Annotated in this window: 14 protein-coding genes and 2 pseudogenes; 11 read left to right on the top strand and 5 right to left on the bottom strand. The window is 68.9% G+C overall.

Annotated features, from left to right (window positions below; genetic code table 11):
• Positions 1-49: 49 nt before the first annotated feature.
• Positions 50-271: a hypothetical protein gene (locus tag AC3EUV_RS32670; RefSeq protein WP_432147089.1), complete on the bottom strand. Its 222-nt coding sequence runs from the start codon at positions 269-271 to the stop codon at positions 50-52.
• Positions 272-338: 67 nt separating this feature from the next.
• Between AC3EUV_RS32670 and AC3EUV_RS32665 the strand changes: the two genes are divergently transcribed.
• Positions 339-689: a hypothetical protein gene (locus AC3EUV_RS32665; protein WP_432147090.1), complete on the top strand. Its 351-nt coding sequence runs from the start codon at positions 339-341 to the stop codon at positions 687-689.
• Positions 690-904: 215 nt separating this feature from the next.
• Here AC3EUV_RS32665 and AC3EUV_RS32660 read toward each other — a convergent pair.
• Together AC3EUV_RS32660 and AC3EUV_RS32655 are read right to left on the bottom strand one after the other, a co-directional pair.
• Positions 905-1,314, bottom strand: a pseudogene (locus tag AC3EUV_RS32660) (transposase family protein).
• Between the two features lie 66 nt (positions 1,315-1,380).
• Positions 1,381-2,295, bottom strand: a complete 915-nt coding sequence (locus AC3EUV_RS32655) for an NAD-dependent epimerase/dehydratase family protein (protein ID WP_432146036.1) — start codon at positions 2,293-2,295, stop codon at positions 1,381-1,383.
• A 1,062-nt stretch (positions 2,296-3,357) separates the two neighbouring features.
• On the opposite strand from AC3EUV_RS32655, the gene AC3EUV_RS32650 reads away from it, so the two are divergent.
• Together AC3EUV_RS32650 and AC3EUV_RS32645 are read left to right on the top strand one after the other, a co-directional pair.
• The gene (locus tag AC3EUV_RS32650; protein ID WP_432146037.1) at positions 3,358-4,137 is read left to right on the top strand and encodes a hypothetical protein; all 780 of its coding nucleotides are present in this window, start codon (positions 3,358-3,360) and stop codon (positions 4,135-4,137) included.
• Positions 4,124-5,071 (top strand): zinc metalloprotease, encoded by a 948-nt coding sequence (locus tag AC3EUV_RS32645; protein WP_432146038.1) that lies wholly within the window; start codon positions 4,124-4,126, stop codon positions 5,069-5,071. The genes AC3EUV_RS32650 and AC3EUV_RS32645 overlap by 14 nt, the downstream gene beginning before the upstream one ends.
• A gap of 89 nt (positions 5,072-5,160) precedes the next feature.
• On the opposite strand, the gene AC3EUV_RS32640 is transcribed toward AC3EUV_RS32645, so the two are convergent.
• The gene (locus AC3EUV_RS32640; protein ID WP_432146039.1) at positions 5,161-5,976 is read right to left on the bottom strand and encodes an SDR family oxidoreductase; all 816 of its coding nucleotides are present in this window, start codon (positions 5,974-5,976) and stop codon (positions 5,161-5,163) included.
• A gap of 164 nt (positions 5,977-6,140) precedes the next feature.
• Here AC3EUV_RS32640 and AC3EUV_RS32635 point away from each other — a divergent pair, with 164 nt between their 5' ends.
• From AC3EUV_RS32635 to AC3EUV_RS32620, 4 genes are all read left to right on the top strand, one after another.
• Entirely contained in the window at positions 6,141-6,725 is a 585-nt protein-coding gene (locus tag AC3EUV_RS32635) for a TetR-like C-terminal domain-containing protein (RefSeq protein WP_432146040.1), read from the top strand.
• A 642-nt stretch (positions 6,726-7,367) separates the two neighbouring features.
• Positions 7,368-8,606 (top strand): NAD(P)/FAD-dependent oxidoreductase, encoded by a 1,239-nt coding sequence (locus tag AC3EUV_RS32630; RefSeq protein ID WP_432146041.1) that lies wholly within the window; start codon positions 7,368-7,370, stop codon positions 8,604-8,606.
• A 123-nt stretch (positions 8,607-8,729) separates the two neighbouring features.
• On the top strand, positions 8,730-9,950 hold the full coding sequence (locus AC3EUV_RS32625; RefSeq protein WP_432146042.1) for a cytochrome P450: 1,221 nt from the start codon (positions 8,730-8,732) through the stop codon (positions 9,948-9,950).
• Between the two features lie 46 nt (positions 9,951-9,996).
• Complete coding sequence (locus AC3EUV_RS32620) at positions 9,997-10,197, top strand: ferredoxin (RefSeq protein ID WP_386434839.1); 201 nt, start codon at positions 9,997-9,999, stop codon at positions 10,195-10,197.
• A 71-nt stretch (positions 10,198-10,268) separates the two neighbouring features.
• Here AC3EUV_RS32620 and AC3EUV_RS32615 read toward each other — a convergent pair whose 3' ends face one another.
• Positions 10,269-11,294: an Lrp/AsnC ligand binding domain-containing protein gene (locus tag AC3EUV_RS32615; RefSeq protein ID WP_432146043.1), complete on the bottom strand. Its 1,026-nt coding sequence runs from the start codon at positions 11,292-11,294 to the stop codon at positions 10,269-10,271.
• Positions 11,295-11,409: 115 nt separating this feature from the next.
• Here AC3EUV_RS32615 and AC3EUV_RS32610 point away from each other — a divergent pair, with 115 nt between their 5' ends.
• The 4 genes and pseudogenes from AC3EUV_RS32610 to AC3EUV_RS32595 all read left to right on the top strand — a co-directional run bounded on the left by AC3EUV_RS32610 (position 11,410) and on the right by AC3EUV_RS32595 (position 16,235).
• Positions 11,410-12,963, top strand: coding sequence for an AbgT family transporter (locus AC3EUV_RS32610; protein WP_432146044.1), 1,554 nt, complete (start codon positions 11,410-11,412; stop codon positions 12,961-12,963).
• Between the two features lie 50 nt (positions 12,964-13,013).
• Positions 13,014-14,201: a M20 family metallopeptidase gene (locus AC3EUV_RS32605; protein WP_432146045.1), complete on the top strand. Its 1,188-nt coding sequence runs from the start codon at positions 13,014-13,016 to the stop codon at positions 14,199-14,201.
• 94 nt (positions 14,202-14,295) lie between these two features.
• Positions 14,296-14,495, top strand: a pseudogene (locus tag AC3EUV_RS32600) (transposase); the annotation flags it as partial.
• 420 nt (positions 14,496-14,915) lie between these two features.
• Positions 14,916-16,235 carry a helix-turn-helix transcriptional regulator gene (locus AC3EUV_RS32595; RefSeq protein ID WP_432146046.1) on the top strand — a complete coding sequence of 440 codons (1,320 nt, stop codon included), beginning with the start codon at positions 14,916-14,918 and terminating at the stop codon, positions 16,233-16,235.
• Positions 16,236-16,282 lie beyond the last annotated feature (47 nt).

Genomic DNA, 16,282 nt, shown 5'->3' with positions numbered 1-16,282 from the left:
CCCCCCCCCCCCCCCCCCCCCCCCCCCCCCCCCCCCCCCCCCCCCCGGCTCAGGGGCGACGGGCGATCCAGGTGGTGCGGCTGGTGCGCACGCTCAGGTCGGCACGGCGCACGATGCTGTGCGGCTGCGTCTCGTCCGGCAGGGTGTCCAAGGCGGCCAGGTCGTCCGTGTCGAGGAACTCGGTGGCGTGGGAGCGCAGCTTGGCCAGGCAGACCTGGGCGTAGCTGGTCAGGGTAGGGACCCGGCCGCTGCCAAGTGCCGCGTCAGCCATCGTTCGCCGTGGTGCGATATCGCTACCCAGCCGTCGGTCGGTAGGCATCAGCTGCCACAGTTGAGGGATGAACGGAAACTTCTTGGCCCGACACCATGACCAGTTGTCTGCCTGGCTGAGGGACGGAGAGGCCGAAAGCCTCAACGCATTCCTGGGCGCACACCACGAGTCCTTCGTGCTCGTGACGACAGATGGAGCGATCCTCGACCTTGAGACGCTGCGAGAATCCCTGCGTAGTGCGGGCGGCAGCCAGCCTGGCCTGTCGATCCAGATCGAGGAAGTCACCGGTATCACCCCCGAGGTGTACCGGTTCCTGGAGCGCCACATCGTGGACGGCTCCGTCGTGGGCGTGCGCGTGGTGACTGCCGTAATGGAGGACGGGTTGCTGCTCAGCGTGCAGGAGACCGCCCGTCGGTAGGGGAACCAGCGGACGTCACGCTTCAGCGTTATCGATCTCGCATGGCGCGTACTCGTTCTACCTCCCGCATTGCCTGCAACACCTCGCCGCCCGAGCCAGCATCCGAACGGCAGGTCCCTTCGCAACAGGGCAAACATTGCCTGATTCGGCACTAAGGCTTGTCCGCAATGATCTTCTGAGAGGTGTGCACGCCGTCGGCTGGTGCCCCTGCTCGGCTATCCGGCGAGGGCGAGGTTGTGCAGTCGGGCGATGCCGCGCATGGCGTGGTGGACTCCGTCGCCCTTCAATCGGCAGCCACGGAGAATCTTCCAGCTCTTCATGCGGGCGAAGGCATGCTCGACGCGGGCACGCACCTTGCGATGGGAGGTGTTGTGCTCTTCCTTCCAGGCGGGCAGTTCGCTCCGCCCGCGCTCGCGGCAGTGCGGGATGACCAGCCCGGTGCAGCGATAGCCGCCGTCGGCAATCACCGTGGCGGTGCGAGGTGGCTGATGACGCGGTCGGCCTCGCCGGACCGCTTCTGCTCCCTCACGGCGCAACGCGGTCACGAGCTTACGGAAGCAGCGCGAGCTCAGCCCGGTGAACGGGCTATCCAGGACGGCTCCAACGCCGTGATCACACCAGCCACCCCGAGATCATTTCACCGTACCAGCAGCTACGGGACGGCTGAATGCGGTGTCTCACGACGTTGGTTCTACGGAAGTCGTCGAGGGCAAGCTGAGCCGTCAGATCCCTCATGGCCCGGCCTGTCCGCGGCATCGCGCATTAGTTGCCGGACTCCGCGAACAGGCCGGTAACCGAACGCGTTTGCGGCGGCAGTCGAGTCGTACACCCGGTCCAGGCGCTCGGGCACTGGCCACCCCTGGTCGCGGAATGCCTGGACGACGTCCGGAACCCGTTCGGCGAGCACCGCGCCCGCATCGCGGGAAAGGGCACGGCAGTCCGCTCGGCGAAACGGGTGCGGCCCGGAGATATTGAAACTGCCGGTCACGGTGGAGTGCGTCACGGCCAGGACCCCCGCCGCTGCTACGTCGGCAACGTCGACTGCCCGGTGCAGCAGGTGGTAGGCCCGCACCGGCAGTGGCTCCGGAAAACACCGCGATATGCGCAGCGTGACCGAAGAAACGGCGCAGGCGGCGACCAGCTCCTCGGCGGCCAGTTTGGTCTCGTCGTAGATGTCCCTGGGAAGCGGCGTGAGCTGCTCGTCCACCCAGACCGCACGGTCGGTGGGCACCAGGGCGTGTCCGTAGACACTCGTACTGCTGATGTAGACAACCCGCCGGGCGCCGAGGCCGACGGCATCGTCGAGCAGGCCCGCAGTCACACCGACGTTCACGGCTCGGAACTCTTCATCGGGCAGGCGCCCGACGTGCGGAGCGTGCAGCGCGGCAGCATGGACCAGGACATCGGCCGACTGCAATGCGGCCAACCGCACGGGCCGGTCACGCAGATCTCCGATGACACTCGTCCAGCGGCCGGGAACCCGGTCCACGCCGCGGACCACCCAGCCGGCTGCGTCGAGTGCCGCAGCCAGGGCCGCTCCGACCCGGCCCGAACTCCCCGTAACCGCCACCAGCCCTGCGGGGGCTCTTTTCGTCGCTAAGTGCACGCGTCCGACTCTACGGCGTGGAACCGGTCTCCCGAGAGGGCACAGCGAAAGAGGGAGGCGGACTCAGCTCGCGGTTGCGGTTCGAATCCCCAGGGCGATCAGCACAGCTCCCGCCAGACGACTCATCCCCCACCGGAACCGAAAAATGTGGCACGCACGCCATCGGACCGCGAACCCGCGATCACCTGTTGCGTGACGAGGGTGAAGCTAGTGCCGGGAACCGATGTGACGGGTGTAACCCCGAACCACCCGGGAAGGAGCTGCTGTGTCCTGGACGTGCCGGACGAGCACAAGTACCGTGCGAGGGACGCGCAGGATCGCCCGGAGGCAATGGGCGCGGTCGCCACGCTCACAGCCGCAATGGTCAGCGTCCTGACGGCCTTCAACTACCGTGTGCGCACCGAGTACAACGACCGGGACTTCCCCTACCCGTTCGCCTATCTACAGCCCGACGCAGGCAGTTGAACCCCACGATTGCCCGGTTGGGTCCAATGGGCCTGACCGGTCGTGAGGCGCGGTACAGGTCGGCGGCGGGCCGCCCGCCTCCCGGGGCGTCGCTCACGTGGCAGCGATACCGTTCAAGCCTGGCATGACCACCCTCGTCGGGCCGTCTGGCCGGCCTCACATGCGCCCTGATTTTCACCGTGACATGCCCTAGAGGGGTCGGCAACCGGACGGCCGAGCAGTGGCTGTGCGTCCGCATATCACTGATGTCCATGCGGTGATCATCACCCGTCAGATATCTACGTGCGATCCCACTGGCGATGACACCAGTACAGCTCACCGGCGCATCTACGGGAGTGCACTTCGGCCACGACGTCTCCAAGGCAAACCTCTACAGGTCGTCCCGAGCCAGCATCACCTTCACCCTCATCTGCTACCGCAGATCAGTCAATTGAGGTGAGTTCTCAAAACCATGCAGGACACGGGCTTAAGCCGCTCCTAGTTCGTCTCGGACTCGAGCGTGTGCGCCGCAGGAGTCGTGAGGTGAATTCGGCGCGCGTGCCCTTTCGCGAACGGAAGTAGGATGCGCGCCGCGTACCCCCGTGCGATAAAGGGAATATGGCGGATGCGCTGAAAAACGCCGATGTGGAAGTCAAGATCAGCATGTCTGGCGAGGCGGCCGATTCCGCGCTCCGGTTGCTCGACCTGGAGGCCGACGACGGCAAGGCCCTCGCGATCTACTTCTGGGACAGACCGTGGACGGACGGCGACGACATTCGTCTTCCCCTGTCGGAGGCGGGAGTTGTTATCCGGCTACGGAAGGTCGCGAAGGGCGATGCGGACGACCTGACCGTGAAACTGCGGCCGTGCGTCCTGGACGCACTGCCTGCCGACTGGCAGGCAAGTCGTGACGGGAAGGACTGGGAGTTCAAGATCGAGGAGGACTGGACCGGCCGCAACCGCGCCTGGGCCGCCTCGCTGAAGGTGGAAGACGACTTCGACCGGCCCACCGCCGACGGCGGAGACGGGTACAGGGACTCGTGTCGGCCCCGGCTGACCCGGGACCAACAAGAACTTCTGGCGAGCGTCGAGATCACCGACGACGACGTGGAGGACCTCGTGCCACTTGGCCCGGTCCAGGCCATCAGGTGGAAGCCCTCCCGTCGCGACCTGATCCACCCGCTCACCGCGGAATTCTGGAGCGTCGAGCCCGACCTGCGTCTCTTGGAACTGTCGCTCCGGGCGCATCCCGCGGAAGCCTCCGGCGCACAGAACCTGCTGGAACGGACCCTCCTCGACCTGGGCCTCCAGCCTCCGTCGCCTCAGACGTCCAAGACCCGCAGCGCCCTCACCGCCCTTGCCCGCGCGCATTTGGAGGTGCGAGATGTCCGAGAATGATGCGACCACTACTCCTGCCCGCCGAGGCTGCGGCACGATGCCGGTGCACCATCTGCTGATGGCCGAGGACCCGGCATACGCGGCGAACCGGGTCCAGATCGAAAACCAAGCCTTCGCCTACGAGGCCGGCACCGAGGCAACGGAACGTGTCGGCTTGACTCGCATCCCGGTCGTTGTGCACGTGGTGTTCAACACCACCGCACAGAACATCGGCGAGGACCAGGTCGCCAGCCAGATCGACGTGCTGAACCAGGACTTCCGGGCGCTCAATCCGGACATCGACAAGGTTCCGGAGGTCTGGAAACCGCTCGTGGCCGACAGCCGCATCGAATTCCACCTCGCCACGCACGATCCGCAAGGCCAGCCCACCGACGGCATCACCCGCACACAAACGCAGGCCACGAAATTCAACATACGGACCAACTCCGTCAAACACGCGTCGAGCGGCGGCCACGACGCCTGGCCCGACGACCGCTACCTCAACCTCTGGGTATGTCCGCGCATCTTCGACCCCAAGGACCCCGACGAGATACTCGGCTACGCCCAGTTCCCGGGTGGTCCCGCGGATACGGACGGGGTGGTCATCGGCCACCGGTTCTTCGGCACGACCGGCACCGCCTTCGCTCCCTTCAACGGTGGGCGCACGACTACCCACGAGGTGGGGCACTGGCTCAACCTGCTGCACATCTGGGGCGACGACGACAACGGCTGCAACGGCAGCGATCTCGTCGAGGACACCCCGAACTCCGGCGGTCCCAACTTCCAAACCCCGAACTTCCCTCGACTGTCGTGCAGCAACGGTCCGGACGGCGACATGTTCGTCAACTACATGGACTACACCGACGACAAGTCCATGTTCATGTTCACCCGGGGCCAGGTAGCCCGCATGGAAGCCACCCTCGACAGCGCCCGGTCGTCCTTCAACGGTGCCTGAGGGTGGGACGCTCTGACCAGTCACCAGCCCGCCGTCCCCGCACTGAGGAAAGGGTGCTCGCCGGGGCCGACATGCCCAAGGGAGCGAAGTCAGGAGCCGGCGGCGAGTGCCGTGACGCCGCCGTCCACGAGCAGGTCGGTGCCGGAGATGAAGCTTGCTGACGGGCCGACGAGGAAGGCGACGGCGTCGGTGATGTCGGCCGCTGTTCCGGCTCGCTTGGCGTTGGAGGCGGCGATCATCCTTCGCATCGCGTCCCCGTGTTCGCCGGCGAGTTCCGCCTGCCCCATGGGGGTGGCGATCGCTCCGGGACTCACGGAGTTGATCCGTGCGTTCCGTGTGCCCCAGGTGGAGCTCGCGACCTTCACCCGCAACAGGTTGGCTTCCTTGGAGAAGGTATAGGCCGCCCCTGGGCCGGAGAATCGTTCCTTGGCCGCGACCGGGAGGGAGAGCAGTTCGTCGGCCGGTGTCGTGGCCAGTTGCACGGCTTCTTGGGCGGACAGCCCGGAGTTTCGGTGGCCGGCCATGCTGGCAATGACCACGCCGGAGCCGCCTGGGGCGACGACCTGGCCGAATTCCTCCAGAACGAGTGCGACTCCCAACAGGTCGACGGCGAGTATGGCGGCGACGGACGCTTGCGCGGGCGAGAGTCCGGCCGTGTGGACCACGGTCCGCACCGGCCCGAGGTCGGCGGCCCGGCGAGCCAGCGCGCAGACGGATTCCCGGGACGAGACGTCGACCGGGGCGGCCGTTACGGCGTACCCGTCCTTCTCCAGCTGCGCACGGACGGCTTCCAGGGCCTCGGCGTTGAAGTCTGCAATCAGGAGCCGAGCTCCTGAGCCCAGACGGCGGGCGATGGACTCTCCCATCCCGCCGACACCGAGGACGACGACTACTGGCTGGCTCATGTCTTCCACCTTCTCGATGGCCGGCAGAACTGCCGGGTGTTGGGGGCGTGCGGGGCTACGGGCCGGGCTCCATGAACCGTCGGAGAGGCCGGTCCGGAGAAGTCTCGCATAAATCCGACACTTGTCGGGTAACCCACAGGTGTGGGTGACACTACAATGACTCCGTGCCCGTTCAGCAAAGTGACCGCCGCTCCCGCCGCTCCCGTACCGCGATGGAGGGTGCGCTGCTGGAATTGATCGGTGACCGCGACCTCAGCCAGATCTCGGTCTCCGACGTGACCGGCCGCGCCGACGTGCACCGCTCGACTTTCTACGAGCACTACACAGACGTGCATGACCTGGCCGCCTCGGCATGCACGGAGATGTTCGACCAGCTGCTCTCCGCCACCTCGGCGCTCTCGGTGACCGGGGATTCCCCGGAGGAGGGCGTGTCCCCCTCCCTCACAGCGGTGTTCGCCCATGTCGCCGAACATCGCGCGCTCTATGAGGCTCTTCTCGGTGCGGATGGCAGCGCCCGGGTGATCAACCACCTCCTGCAGCGCATGACGGAATCCATCCGGCCGAGACTTTCCGCCCGGCTCACCGACCCCGAGGGCGGTACGGACGACTCCGCGGCCGCCTTTGTCTCCGGAGCGCTTCTCGGCGCCATCGCGGACTGGCTCCACCGCGGCTGCCCCGGGACGCCGGAACGCTTCGCCACCGCGATCTGGCCGCAGCTGATCGGCGCGTCACTCGCCCGGCCGGCCTGACCGACCCCGCCCGCGGGACCGCCTGCCGAGCACTCGGCGCCGAAGTGGGCCGCACCCGTGAGGCGGTGAGACCGCCCCTGCCTGACGCCGCCCCTCCCTGATCCGCCTTACGCGACCCCCGCTCCCACCCCTCGTTGCGCGCGAACCGTGTGCGTGCGCTCATGCCGTAACCACCGGCCTCGCGCACCACGATCAGTTCTCCACCCCTTCCGCAGCGGCACTCACCGGCTCCGCGCCCGCCCGGTCGGTACCGGGCCCTTCCTCTGACGTGCGCTTTCGCCCATCAGCCTGCGCAGAGGGGGCTTGGGGACGCACATTCACCGCATCCCAAAGCCCCCTCTCCCCTGCCGCCGTGAGCTCCAGACCCCGAGCCGCCGGCCCCGGCGCATCCGCGCACCCATCCGCCCCCGCTGACGCAGCCCGAAGGGCCACGGCCACTTGCAATACGACAGCTGTCGGTTAACCTACAGCTGTCGGGTAAGAATCGAGGTTGCGGCATCGGGCTTCCGCCCCGGCCCGTGAGACCCCGTCCCGTCGCGCGCCGGCCATGCCGCGCAGCTCCCTGTCGAATGAAGTGAGGAAAGCAGTCGTTCACATGTGGAACCGAACTGACCAAGGCCCCTTTCCCGGAGCGGCTTCCCCTTGGGGCTCCGTGGACCCGGCGGGCACGGCGTGGTGACCCGCCCCGGCAAGGTGGTGATCGTCGGTGGCTCGTCGGCCGGCCTGGCGACAGCGGAGGCGCTGCGCCGTCAGGGCTACGAGGGACGGCTGACCCTCCTGGACGCCGAACGCCATCTCCCCTATGACCGCCCGCCGTTGTCGAAGCAGGTGCTGACCGGCGCCTGGGAGCCGTCGCGGACTCAGTTGCGCTCGCAGGAGCATCTCGCCTCGCTGGAGGCGGAGTTCATCCGCGCTGAGCCGGCTGTCATGTGCGACGCGGAAGAGCGTGCGGTGACCACCGCCACGGGGCGCGTGGTGCGTGGCGATGCGCTGGTCATTGCCACCGGGCTGCGCCCCCGAATATTGCCGGACCAGGAAGAACTCGCGGGAGTGCATGTGCTGCGCACCCTCGACGACGCGCTGGCGCTGCGCTGTGACCTGGCGGCCGGTCGCCGCCTGGTGGTGGTGGGCGAGGGTGTGCTGGGTGCGGAGATCGCCGCCTCGGCCCGTGGCATGGGCGTGGAGGTCACGCTCGCGGGCTTCGGGTCCGTCCTGCTGGGCAGTCAGGTCGGCGGCAGGGTGGGGGGCTTCCTCACGCGTCTCCACACCGAGCGGGGGGCGGATCTGCGCCTCGGGGTCGCTGTCGAGGCCCTGGACGGCAGCGGGGGCAGGGTGTGCGGGGTCCGTCTGGCCTCGGGGGAGGTGCTGCGCGCCGACACGGTCGTCGTGGCGATCGGGGCGCGGCCGGCCACCGAGTGGCTGGAAGGCAGCGGGCTGGCGCTCGGCGACGGCGTGGAGTGCGATGCCTACTGCCGTGCCGCGCCCGGTGTCTACGCCGTCGGAGACGCGGCGTCCTGGCATCACGAAGGGCTGGACAGGCGGCTGCGCCTGGAGAATCGCACCAACGCGACCGAGCAGGCCCAGGCCGTCGCGGCGAACCTCCTCGGTGCGGAACGCCCCTACACTCCCACGCCCTACTTCTGGACCGATCAGTACGACGCCAAGCTCCAGGTGCACGGTCTGCCCACCCCGGCCGCCGAGACCCACATCGCCGAAGGCGACCCGGCCCAGGGACGCTTCGTCGCCGTGTACCGGGAGAACGGCGAGGTGACCGGCGTCCTGGGCTGGAACATGCCCAAACAGGCCCGGCTGCTGCGCCAAAAGCACCTCGTCACTCCGCGGAACGGACAGCCGGCAACCACGGTCCGCTCCACACCATGACCCGCCGCACCAGGCCCGGCAGCCCTCCGCAGACGCACAGACAGGCGTGGGAAGCGGGCGCAAGGTCACCGCCCGTACGGCACCCACACCCCTCCCCCGTCAATTCCCGTGAAGGAGAAGCACATGAGCCCGAACGAGCAGATACGGCAGTACCCGCTCGCCTACGAGACCGCGCTGGAGCCTGCCGCCGAGTGGGCTGAGCTGCGCGGCACCTGCCCGGTGGCCACCATCACCGTGCCCGACGGCAGCCAGGCCAAGCTGCTGACCCGCTACGACGACGTCAAGGAGATGCTGGCGGACCCCCGCTTCACCCGGAGGGACCTCTTCGGCGGAACCGGGAATGCACAGGAGGCAGCCACGACGTCGGCCGCGGCGGACACCTCGGAGTCGCCCTTCTCCGTGCCGAGGCACGGCGAGGACCACCAGCGGTGGCGCCGGATGGTGGGCAAGTGGTTCACCGCCAAGCGCATGGCCGCCCTGCGGCCCCAGATGACCGCGATCGCGGACCAGCTCCTCGACGAGATGACCGGCCGCGGCAGCTCCGGCGACCTCAAGGCGCACTTCGCCTTCCCGCTGCCGGTCTACGTGATCTGCGACATGCTCGGCGTGCCCGCCGAGGACCGGGACCGCTTCTCCTACTGGTCCGACAACTTCCTCAACCTCACCCGGTACTCCGCACAGGAACGGCAGACGGCGGTCGGCGAACTCGTGGCCTACATGTCCGGCCACATCGCCGCCAAACGCGCCGAGCCCACCGACGACTTGCTCAGCACCCTGATCGAGGAGAGCAGCGGCGAAGGTGAGGCGCTGACGGACGCAGAGCTGCTGGGCACCGGCATAGGTCTACTGGTGGCCGGGCATGAGACGACGGCCAACATGATCGGCAAGATGGTCGCCATGCTGCTGGCCGACCGCACCCGGTGGGAACGGCTGCTGGAGGACCCCTCGCTGGTACGCAGCACCGTCGAGGAGGCGCTGCGCTTCGACGCCAACGGTGGGTTCGGCCTGAGGCGTTTGCTCACCGAGGACGTCGAGATCAGGGGCGAGGTCCTCCCCAACGGCACCACGGTGGTGTGCGCCATGGCCGCGGCGAACCGGGACGAGACCGCCTTCGAGAACGCCGCCGAGATGGACCTGGCCCGCACCCCCAACCCTCACCTGGCCTTCGGCGCGGGACCCCACTCCTGCCTGGGCCAGGCCCTGGCCCGCACCGAACTCCAGGTCACCCTCGAAGTTCTGCTGCGCAGGCTCCCCTCCCTCGCACTGGACATCCCCGCCACCGGTCTCGAACGCCTGGAAGGACTGCTGGTCGGCGGCCTCAGCGAGGTCCCCGTCCGCTGGTGACGGCACGACAGCACACGTACGCCCCCCGACAGAAGGAGACCCCCACATGAAGATCACCGTCGACGAGGAGAAGTGCTGCGGCGCCGGACAGTGCGTCCTGATCGCCCCCGAGGTCTTCGACCAACGCGACGAGGACGGAATCGTCGTCGTCCTGGAGCCGGAGCCCCCGCACGACCAGCACGCCCTCACCCGTGAAGCGGCCGCCGTCTGCCCGGCCGCCGCCATCCAGGTGCACGACATACCCTGAGCCTCTCCGCCCGGCAGCGGTGGGGCGGCCCGCGGAGCCGCGCCGGCTCCGCGGGCACCGGGGCTCCCCTCTTAGAGCAGCGTCGGCGCGTGGAATGCGCCGAGACCGGAGGTCAGGTCCCGGTCCAGCCAGTAGCGGCGCGGTTCGGCGAGCATGATGTTGACGCTGACGGCGAGGATGCCGGGGATCTTGGCGAGTTCGTTGTCGATGAAGAGCGCCAGGGCGGCGCGGTCGGTGACCAGGCCCATGACGAGGACGGACATGTCGCTGGCGACGTGGGCGGCGAGCCGGGTCTGCGGGAGCTGGTCGATGCGGCGCATGACGTCGGGCGTTCCGCCTGGGGCCACTCGCAGGCGGAGCAGGAAGGGGGTCTGGAAGCCGAGCCATTCCGACACCATCTCCAGGCGCGGTTTGACCCATCCCTCGTCGAGGACCCGGCGGACGACGCGGTGCGCGGTCGAGGTGGCCAGGCCGGCCGCTCGGGCGATGCTCGCGGCGGATGCGCGGCTGTCCTGTATCAGCTGGGCGACGACGGCGCGTTCGGCCTCGGTGAGCGGCTTGGCGGGGGGCGTCGCGGTCGCGGCGCCCTCCCGGCGGGCGCCGGTGAGCTTCAGCAGGTCTGCGCGTTCGGCGTCGGTGAGGAACTGGGGGTCCCAGGTCATACCCCGGCGCAGGGTGCTGAGGGCCGGCAGGGCGTTGACGCGGCGGACGCCGGGGACGGAGTACAGCCGGTCGATCGCCTCGCTGGTAGCGGCCTCGGACGGGGCGTGGATGACGGCGTAGAGAGGGTCGTCGCCGGAGATCTGCGCCAGGAGCTGGAGGTGGGGCAGATCGCTGAGCCGGTGGAGGACGGTGAGCGGGGTTTCGCCGGTGATGTCCAGGAAAACGTGGACCGGCATCGCCGTGGAGTGCATGCCCCAGTAGGCATGCCCGATCGCACGGACCATCCGGGCCTGGTGCAGCCGGTCATAACGGCGCTTGAGCGTGCTGGCGTCGGCGGCCAGGATCCCGCCGATGTCGTCCCAGGCGGCCCGGGGGGCCACGTGCAGCGCGCCGATGAGGCGCCGGTCGAGCTCGTCGAGGAGAGGGCGGGTCATGGTCCCCCACTTTAAGCTGCCGGTTAATCCTACCGTTACATCCAAAGGCTAGAGAATCTCTCACTTGGATGCCACTGTTCGCAGGAACATCCCTCGGAAGCACGAAGGGGTACCGATGAGTGCCACCTCCGCTCAGCCTCAGGCCACCGAGCCACAGTCGAGAATCCTGCGCACCGCGTTCCGGAGCTTCGCGGCGATCGAGAAGATAGGCAACAAACTCCCCAACCCCTTCTGGCTGTTCTGGATCCTCGCCGGGGTTGTCGCCGTCCTCAGCGCCGTACTGGCGGCGACCGGCGTCAGCGCCGTGCACCCCGGTACGCACGAGATCATCAAGGTGCAGAACCTGCTCAGCAAGGACGGCCTCACCATGGCCGTCGAGGGAGCCGTCGACAACTTCGCGGCCTTCCCGCCGCTGGCCACCATCCTCACCGTGATGTTCGGCATCGCCGTCGCGGAGAGGAGCGGACTGTTCTCCACCCTGCTGCGCCGCATGGTCGCGCGGGTGCCGGGCAAGTACCTCACCTTCGCCCTGTCGATGACGGCCATGGTCAGCCATGTCGCCGGCGACGCCGCCTACGTCACCCTCATGCCGCTCGGCGCACTGATCTTCCGTGCGGCCGGCCGCAGTCCGGTGCTCGGCTGCATCGTCGCCTACGTATCGGTCTCCGCCGGCTACGACGCCTCCCCCTCGCTCACCACCACCGACGTACTGTTGTCCTCGATCTCCACCGCCGCCGCCCACACCATCGACGCGGACTACGTCGTCACCCCGCTGGCCAACTACTTCTTCGGGGTCGGCTCGTCGGTCCTGGTGGCCCTGGTGATCACTCTCGTCGTCGACAAGGTCCTCGCCCGCCGCCGGGACCTGGAGCCCGACGAGCCGGTCGCCGCGCCGGACGCCGAAGAGCTGGAGGCGATCGAGGTCACCGGGCAGCAGCGCCGCGCGCTGCGCATGACCGGGCTGGTCGCCCTCGGCCTCATCGCGTTCCTGGTGGTGGCCATGGTCCCCTCGTCCTCACCCCTACGCGGCGAGGACGGCGGCATCGTCGACTCCCCGCTGGTCGGCGGGATGGCGCTCGTCCTGGGTGTGTTCTTCGCCGTGCTCGGCACCGTCTACGGGCGGATGACCGGCGCCTTTAGCGCCGCCCGCGACATCGTCGCCGCGATGGCCGACGGCACCCGGTCGATGGCGCCGATCCTCGTCCTGTTCTTCGCGATCTCCCAGTTCCTCGCCTACTTCAAGTGGACGAACATCGGCAACATCCTCGCCGTCAAGGGCGCGGAGACGCTGCGCGACCTGCACATGCACGGCTGGACCGTGCTGGTCGCCCTCGCTGTGCTGATCACGTTCATGAACCTCGTCATCACCAGCGGCTCCGCGCTGTGGGCGCTGGCCGCCCCGGTGCTCGTGCCCATGCTGATGCTCATCGGCATCGAGGCCGAGACCACCCAGGCCGTCTACCGCGTCGCCGACTCGGTCACCAACTGCGTCACCCCGATGAGCCCGTACTTCGTGATGGCCCTGGGATTCATCCAGCAATACCGCAAGTCCGCCGGGATCGGCACCCTGGCCTCCCTGACGATCCCGATCGCCGCGGTCGTCTGGGTCGTCTGGATCGCGTTCTTCGTGGCCTGGTACCTGCTGGGCCTCCCCTTCGGTGTCAGCTGACCCCGCCCGCTGCGGAACACCGCCCCCGGCCCCGTACGAGAAAGCAGACCATGACCGCACTTCCCGCTGCCGACCTCACCGCCCGCGCCCAGGACATCTCACCAGAGATCGTCACCGACATCCTGACTCTTGTCCGCCACGAGACCAGCAGCTACGACCTGCCCGGCCTCGCGGCGAGCCTGGACCTCCTGCACGCGCTCGCCGTCCACCGACTCGGCCGACCCGACCACGCACAGCGCCACCCCGGCGGCGAGTGCGGCGACACCCTCACTCTGACCTACACCGGCACCGGCGCCGGGCACGTCGCGTTGGTCGGCCACTACGACACCGTATGGCCGACCGGCACCCTCGCCGGATGGGAGCAGCCCGAGGGGTCCGACGACGGCCGGGAGAAGCTCAGCGGGCCGGGCATCTTCGACATGAAGACCGGCCTGGTCCAAGGCATTTGGGCCCTGAAGCTGGCCAGGGCGAGCGGAGTACCGGTGCCCACCGTCACCTTTCTCTTCAACGGCGACGAGGAGATCGGCTCGCTGTCCTCGCGGCCGGTGATCGAGAAGGTCGCGCAGCAGGCCGACGCCACGCTGGTGCTGGAGCCGACCGCCCACGGTGCGGTCAAGACCGCCCGCAAAGGCTGCGGGATCTTCCGGGTGACGGCCACCGGCGTCGAGGCACACGCCGGGCTCGCACCTCAGGACGGGGCGAACGCGATCACCGCGCTGGCCGAGTTCGTGGTCGCCGCCGCGGCCGTCGCCGCGCCCGGCAAGGGCACCACGATCAACACCGGGCTCATCAAGGGCGGCTCCGGCACCAACGTCGTCGCCGGGCAGGCCACCGCCAGTATCGACATCAGAGTCAGCAGCGAGGCCGAACAACTTCGGGTCGACGATGCGCTGGACGCCATCAGGGTCAGCGACCACCGCGTCCGCATCGAGATCGACCACGCCTGGAACCGGCCGCCGATGCCCCTGACCGCCTCCTCCGCCCGCCTCCTCGCCCTCGCCCGCGAGGTCACCCGCGAGCAGGGCCGCGGCGACCTGCCCGACGCCGCCGTCGGTGGCGCCAGCGACGCCAACTTCGTCGCCGCCCTCGGCCTGCCCGTGCTGTGCGGCATGGGCGCAGTCGGTGACCACGCCCATGCCCGGGGCGAGTTCATCTACCCCGACACGGTGCCCGCCCAGACCTCCCTGGTCGCGGGACTGCTGGGACGCCTGGCGCAACCGCTGCGGGACTGCGCATAACCCTCGCCCGCAAGAACCCAGCACTCTGAAAGGACCCGGCCCGGCGTCAGCCGCCACCTTGAGGGCGCCTCACCTCCGTCGGCGGTACGACCCGCCGGAGGCGCCGTCACGGCCGCAAGGTGGCGGGCGACGCCGGCACGGCGACCGGAGGTGTTGGCTGCGATGGTGTTCGTGGCTACGTCGGGATGTACATGGCAGCAGGTCGCTGCCGCGTCGTTCGGGCCTTTGGGAGCCACAGCTCATCGGCGCTCTTCCGAGGGGACCAGGGCGAGGGTACGGGCCGAGCTCCATCGTGGCACCCAAGTGGTGGGAGCGCTGGAGGTAGGAGGCGGCCAGGACTTCGGCGACCTCCTGCATCGGCCCGGTCTCGAACCACCACCGGCTCATGTCGTTCTTCTTGATCGCCTCCCACCGGACATCGTGTGCGTCCAGCGGCCCGCTCGACGCGGCGGCCGGACCGATCCGGCGTGTGAGGATTCCGAGCTGCTTGGTCTTGCCGGTGTGGTCCGCGCCGCTCAGCGCGAGGGTGGTCACCGCGTCGTCGCCCATGCCGGGCCTCCGATCGTGTTACGAGCCTGCCCGGAGCCGACTGGCCCGGAGAGGTGAGTACACCCAACGCCCTTTCCTGGAACCAGCGTTCGAGCGTCATGCGGTGGTCATGCGGTCCTCCGGGTTCCGGCCCCCATGCAGGCCCTCAGATGCTGAGATGGAGACGTGGACGCGCTCCCCCAACACCCGCTGGCTATCGCCCGGGACCTTTACGGCCTGTCCCAGAGCGGCCTCGCCGAGGAAATCAGGCAGGCGGCGCGCCGCCGCGACCGCAGGACCGGCACGACCAAGCAGCAGGTGTCGGTGTGGGAGCGTCCCGGGGGCCGTGTGCCCGATGCCTGGTTTCAGCAGCTGATCGCCGACGTTTTCGGCGTCGGCCATGACCGAGTGACCGTACTGGGCTGGCCGTACTGGCTGCCCGGGAACGAGGCGCCTACGGCCCTGGGTTCAGGGGCGACGGTCGCCGCACTCAGAGAGGCCCAACGCCGCGCCATGCTCAACCGCCGCACCCTTGTCGGACTCGCACCCGCTGCTGTTGCGGCGCTCGCACAGCAGTGGGCCACCCTCGATCCCGCCCTTGCCGCCTCAGCCGCCGACGGCCAGGCCGTCGCCCCGGAATTCGTGACCTGGCTGGAGACCAGCGTCAAACACCTCACGGGCATGGCCACCATCGACCGCCAGCACAGCGCCCAGCTCCTCGACACCTACTACGAGACCGTGGTTGGCCTGCTGGAAAAGTCCCGCCGCAACCAGGTGACCGAAGCCCGCCTGTTCACGCTGGCGTCCTCCCTTGCCCAGACGATCGGGTGGCACCGCTTCGACCACGACCACCACACCGCCGCCGGCCACTACTGGAGCGCCGCCCTCCACGCCGCCCACCAAGTCGGCGACGGCGACCGCGGAGCAGGCGTCCTTTCTGACTTGGCGTACCAGAACATCTGGCTCGGCCAGGCGGGCACCGCCATCGACGCCCTGGACCATGCTCTGTCCCGCACCCAGGACCCCACCGCCCGCTCCCTGCTCCACCTGCGCAAGGCCCGGGCCTTGGCCATGAACGGCGATGCCCGCGCCTGCCGCCGCGACCTCGACGCCGCAGAACACGCCCTCGACTCCGCCACCACCGCACCCCCCGCATGGTGCTCCTGGATGAGCCCAGCAGACCTCGCCGTCGACTCCGGCCGCTGCCTCATCGACCTCGGAGAACCCGGCCCCGCCCTGCACCAGATCTGTCAGGGAGTAGCCCTCCTGCCCACCGCCCGGGACAAAACCCGCGCGGTCTTCCTCACCTACGAAGCCGAAAGCCTGCTGCGTCAGGGCGAGATCGACCACAGCGCTGCCATCGCCGGCGAAGCCCTCGTGCTCGCCCAGCGGATCGGCGCCTCCCGCTGCGTCCGCCAGATCAGCGACCTCGCACGCGGCTACGAACCCCATGTGAAAGTGCAGGGTGTTGAGCAGTTCCTCAGCGTCGTCCGAGCAGCGGCATGACACCACCAGGAGGCTCCTCATGAACGACGAGATAGCGCCCGCACCCA

This window comes from Streptomyces sp. bgisy130 (assembly GCF_057708345.1).
The sequence above is the reverse complement of the archived record's forward strand: the minus strand, read 5'-3'. Positions and strand labels throughout refer to the sequence as shown.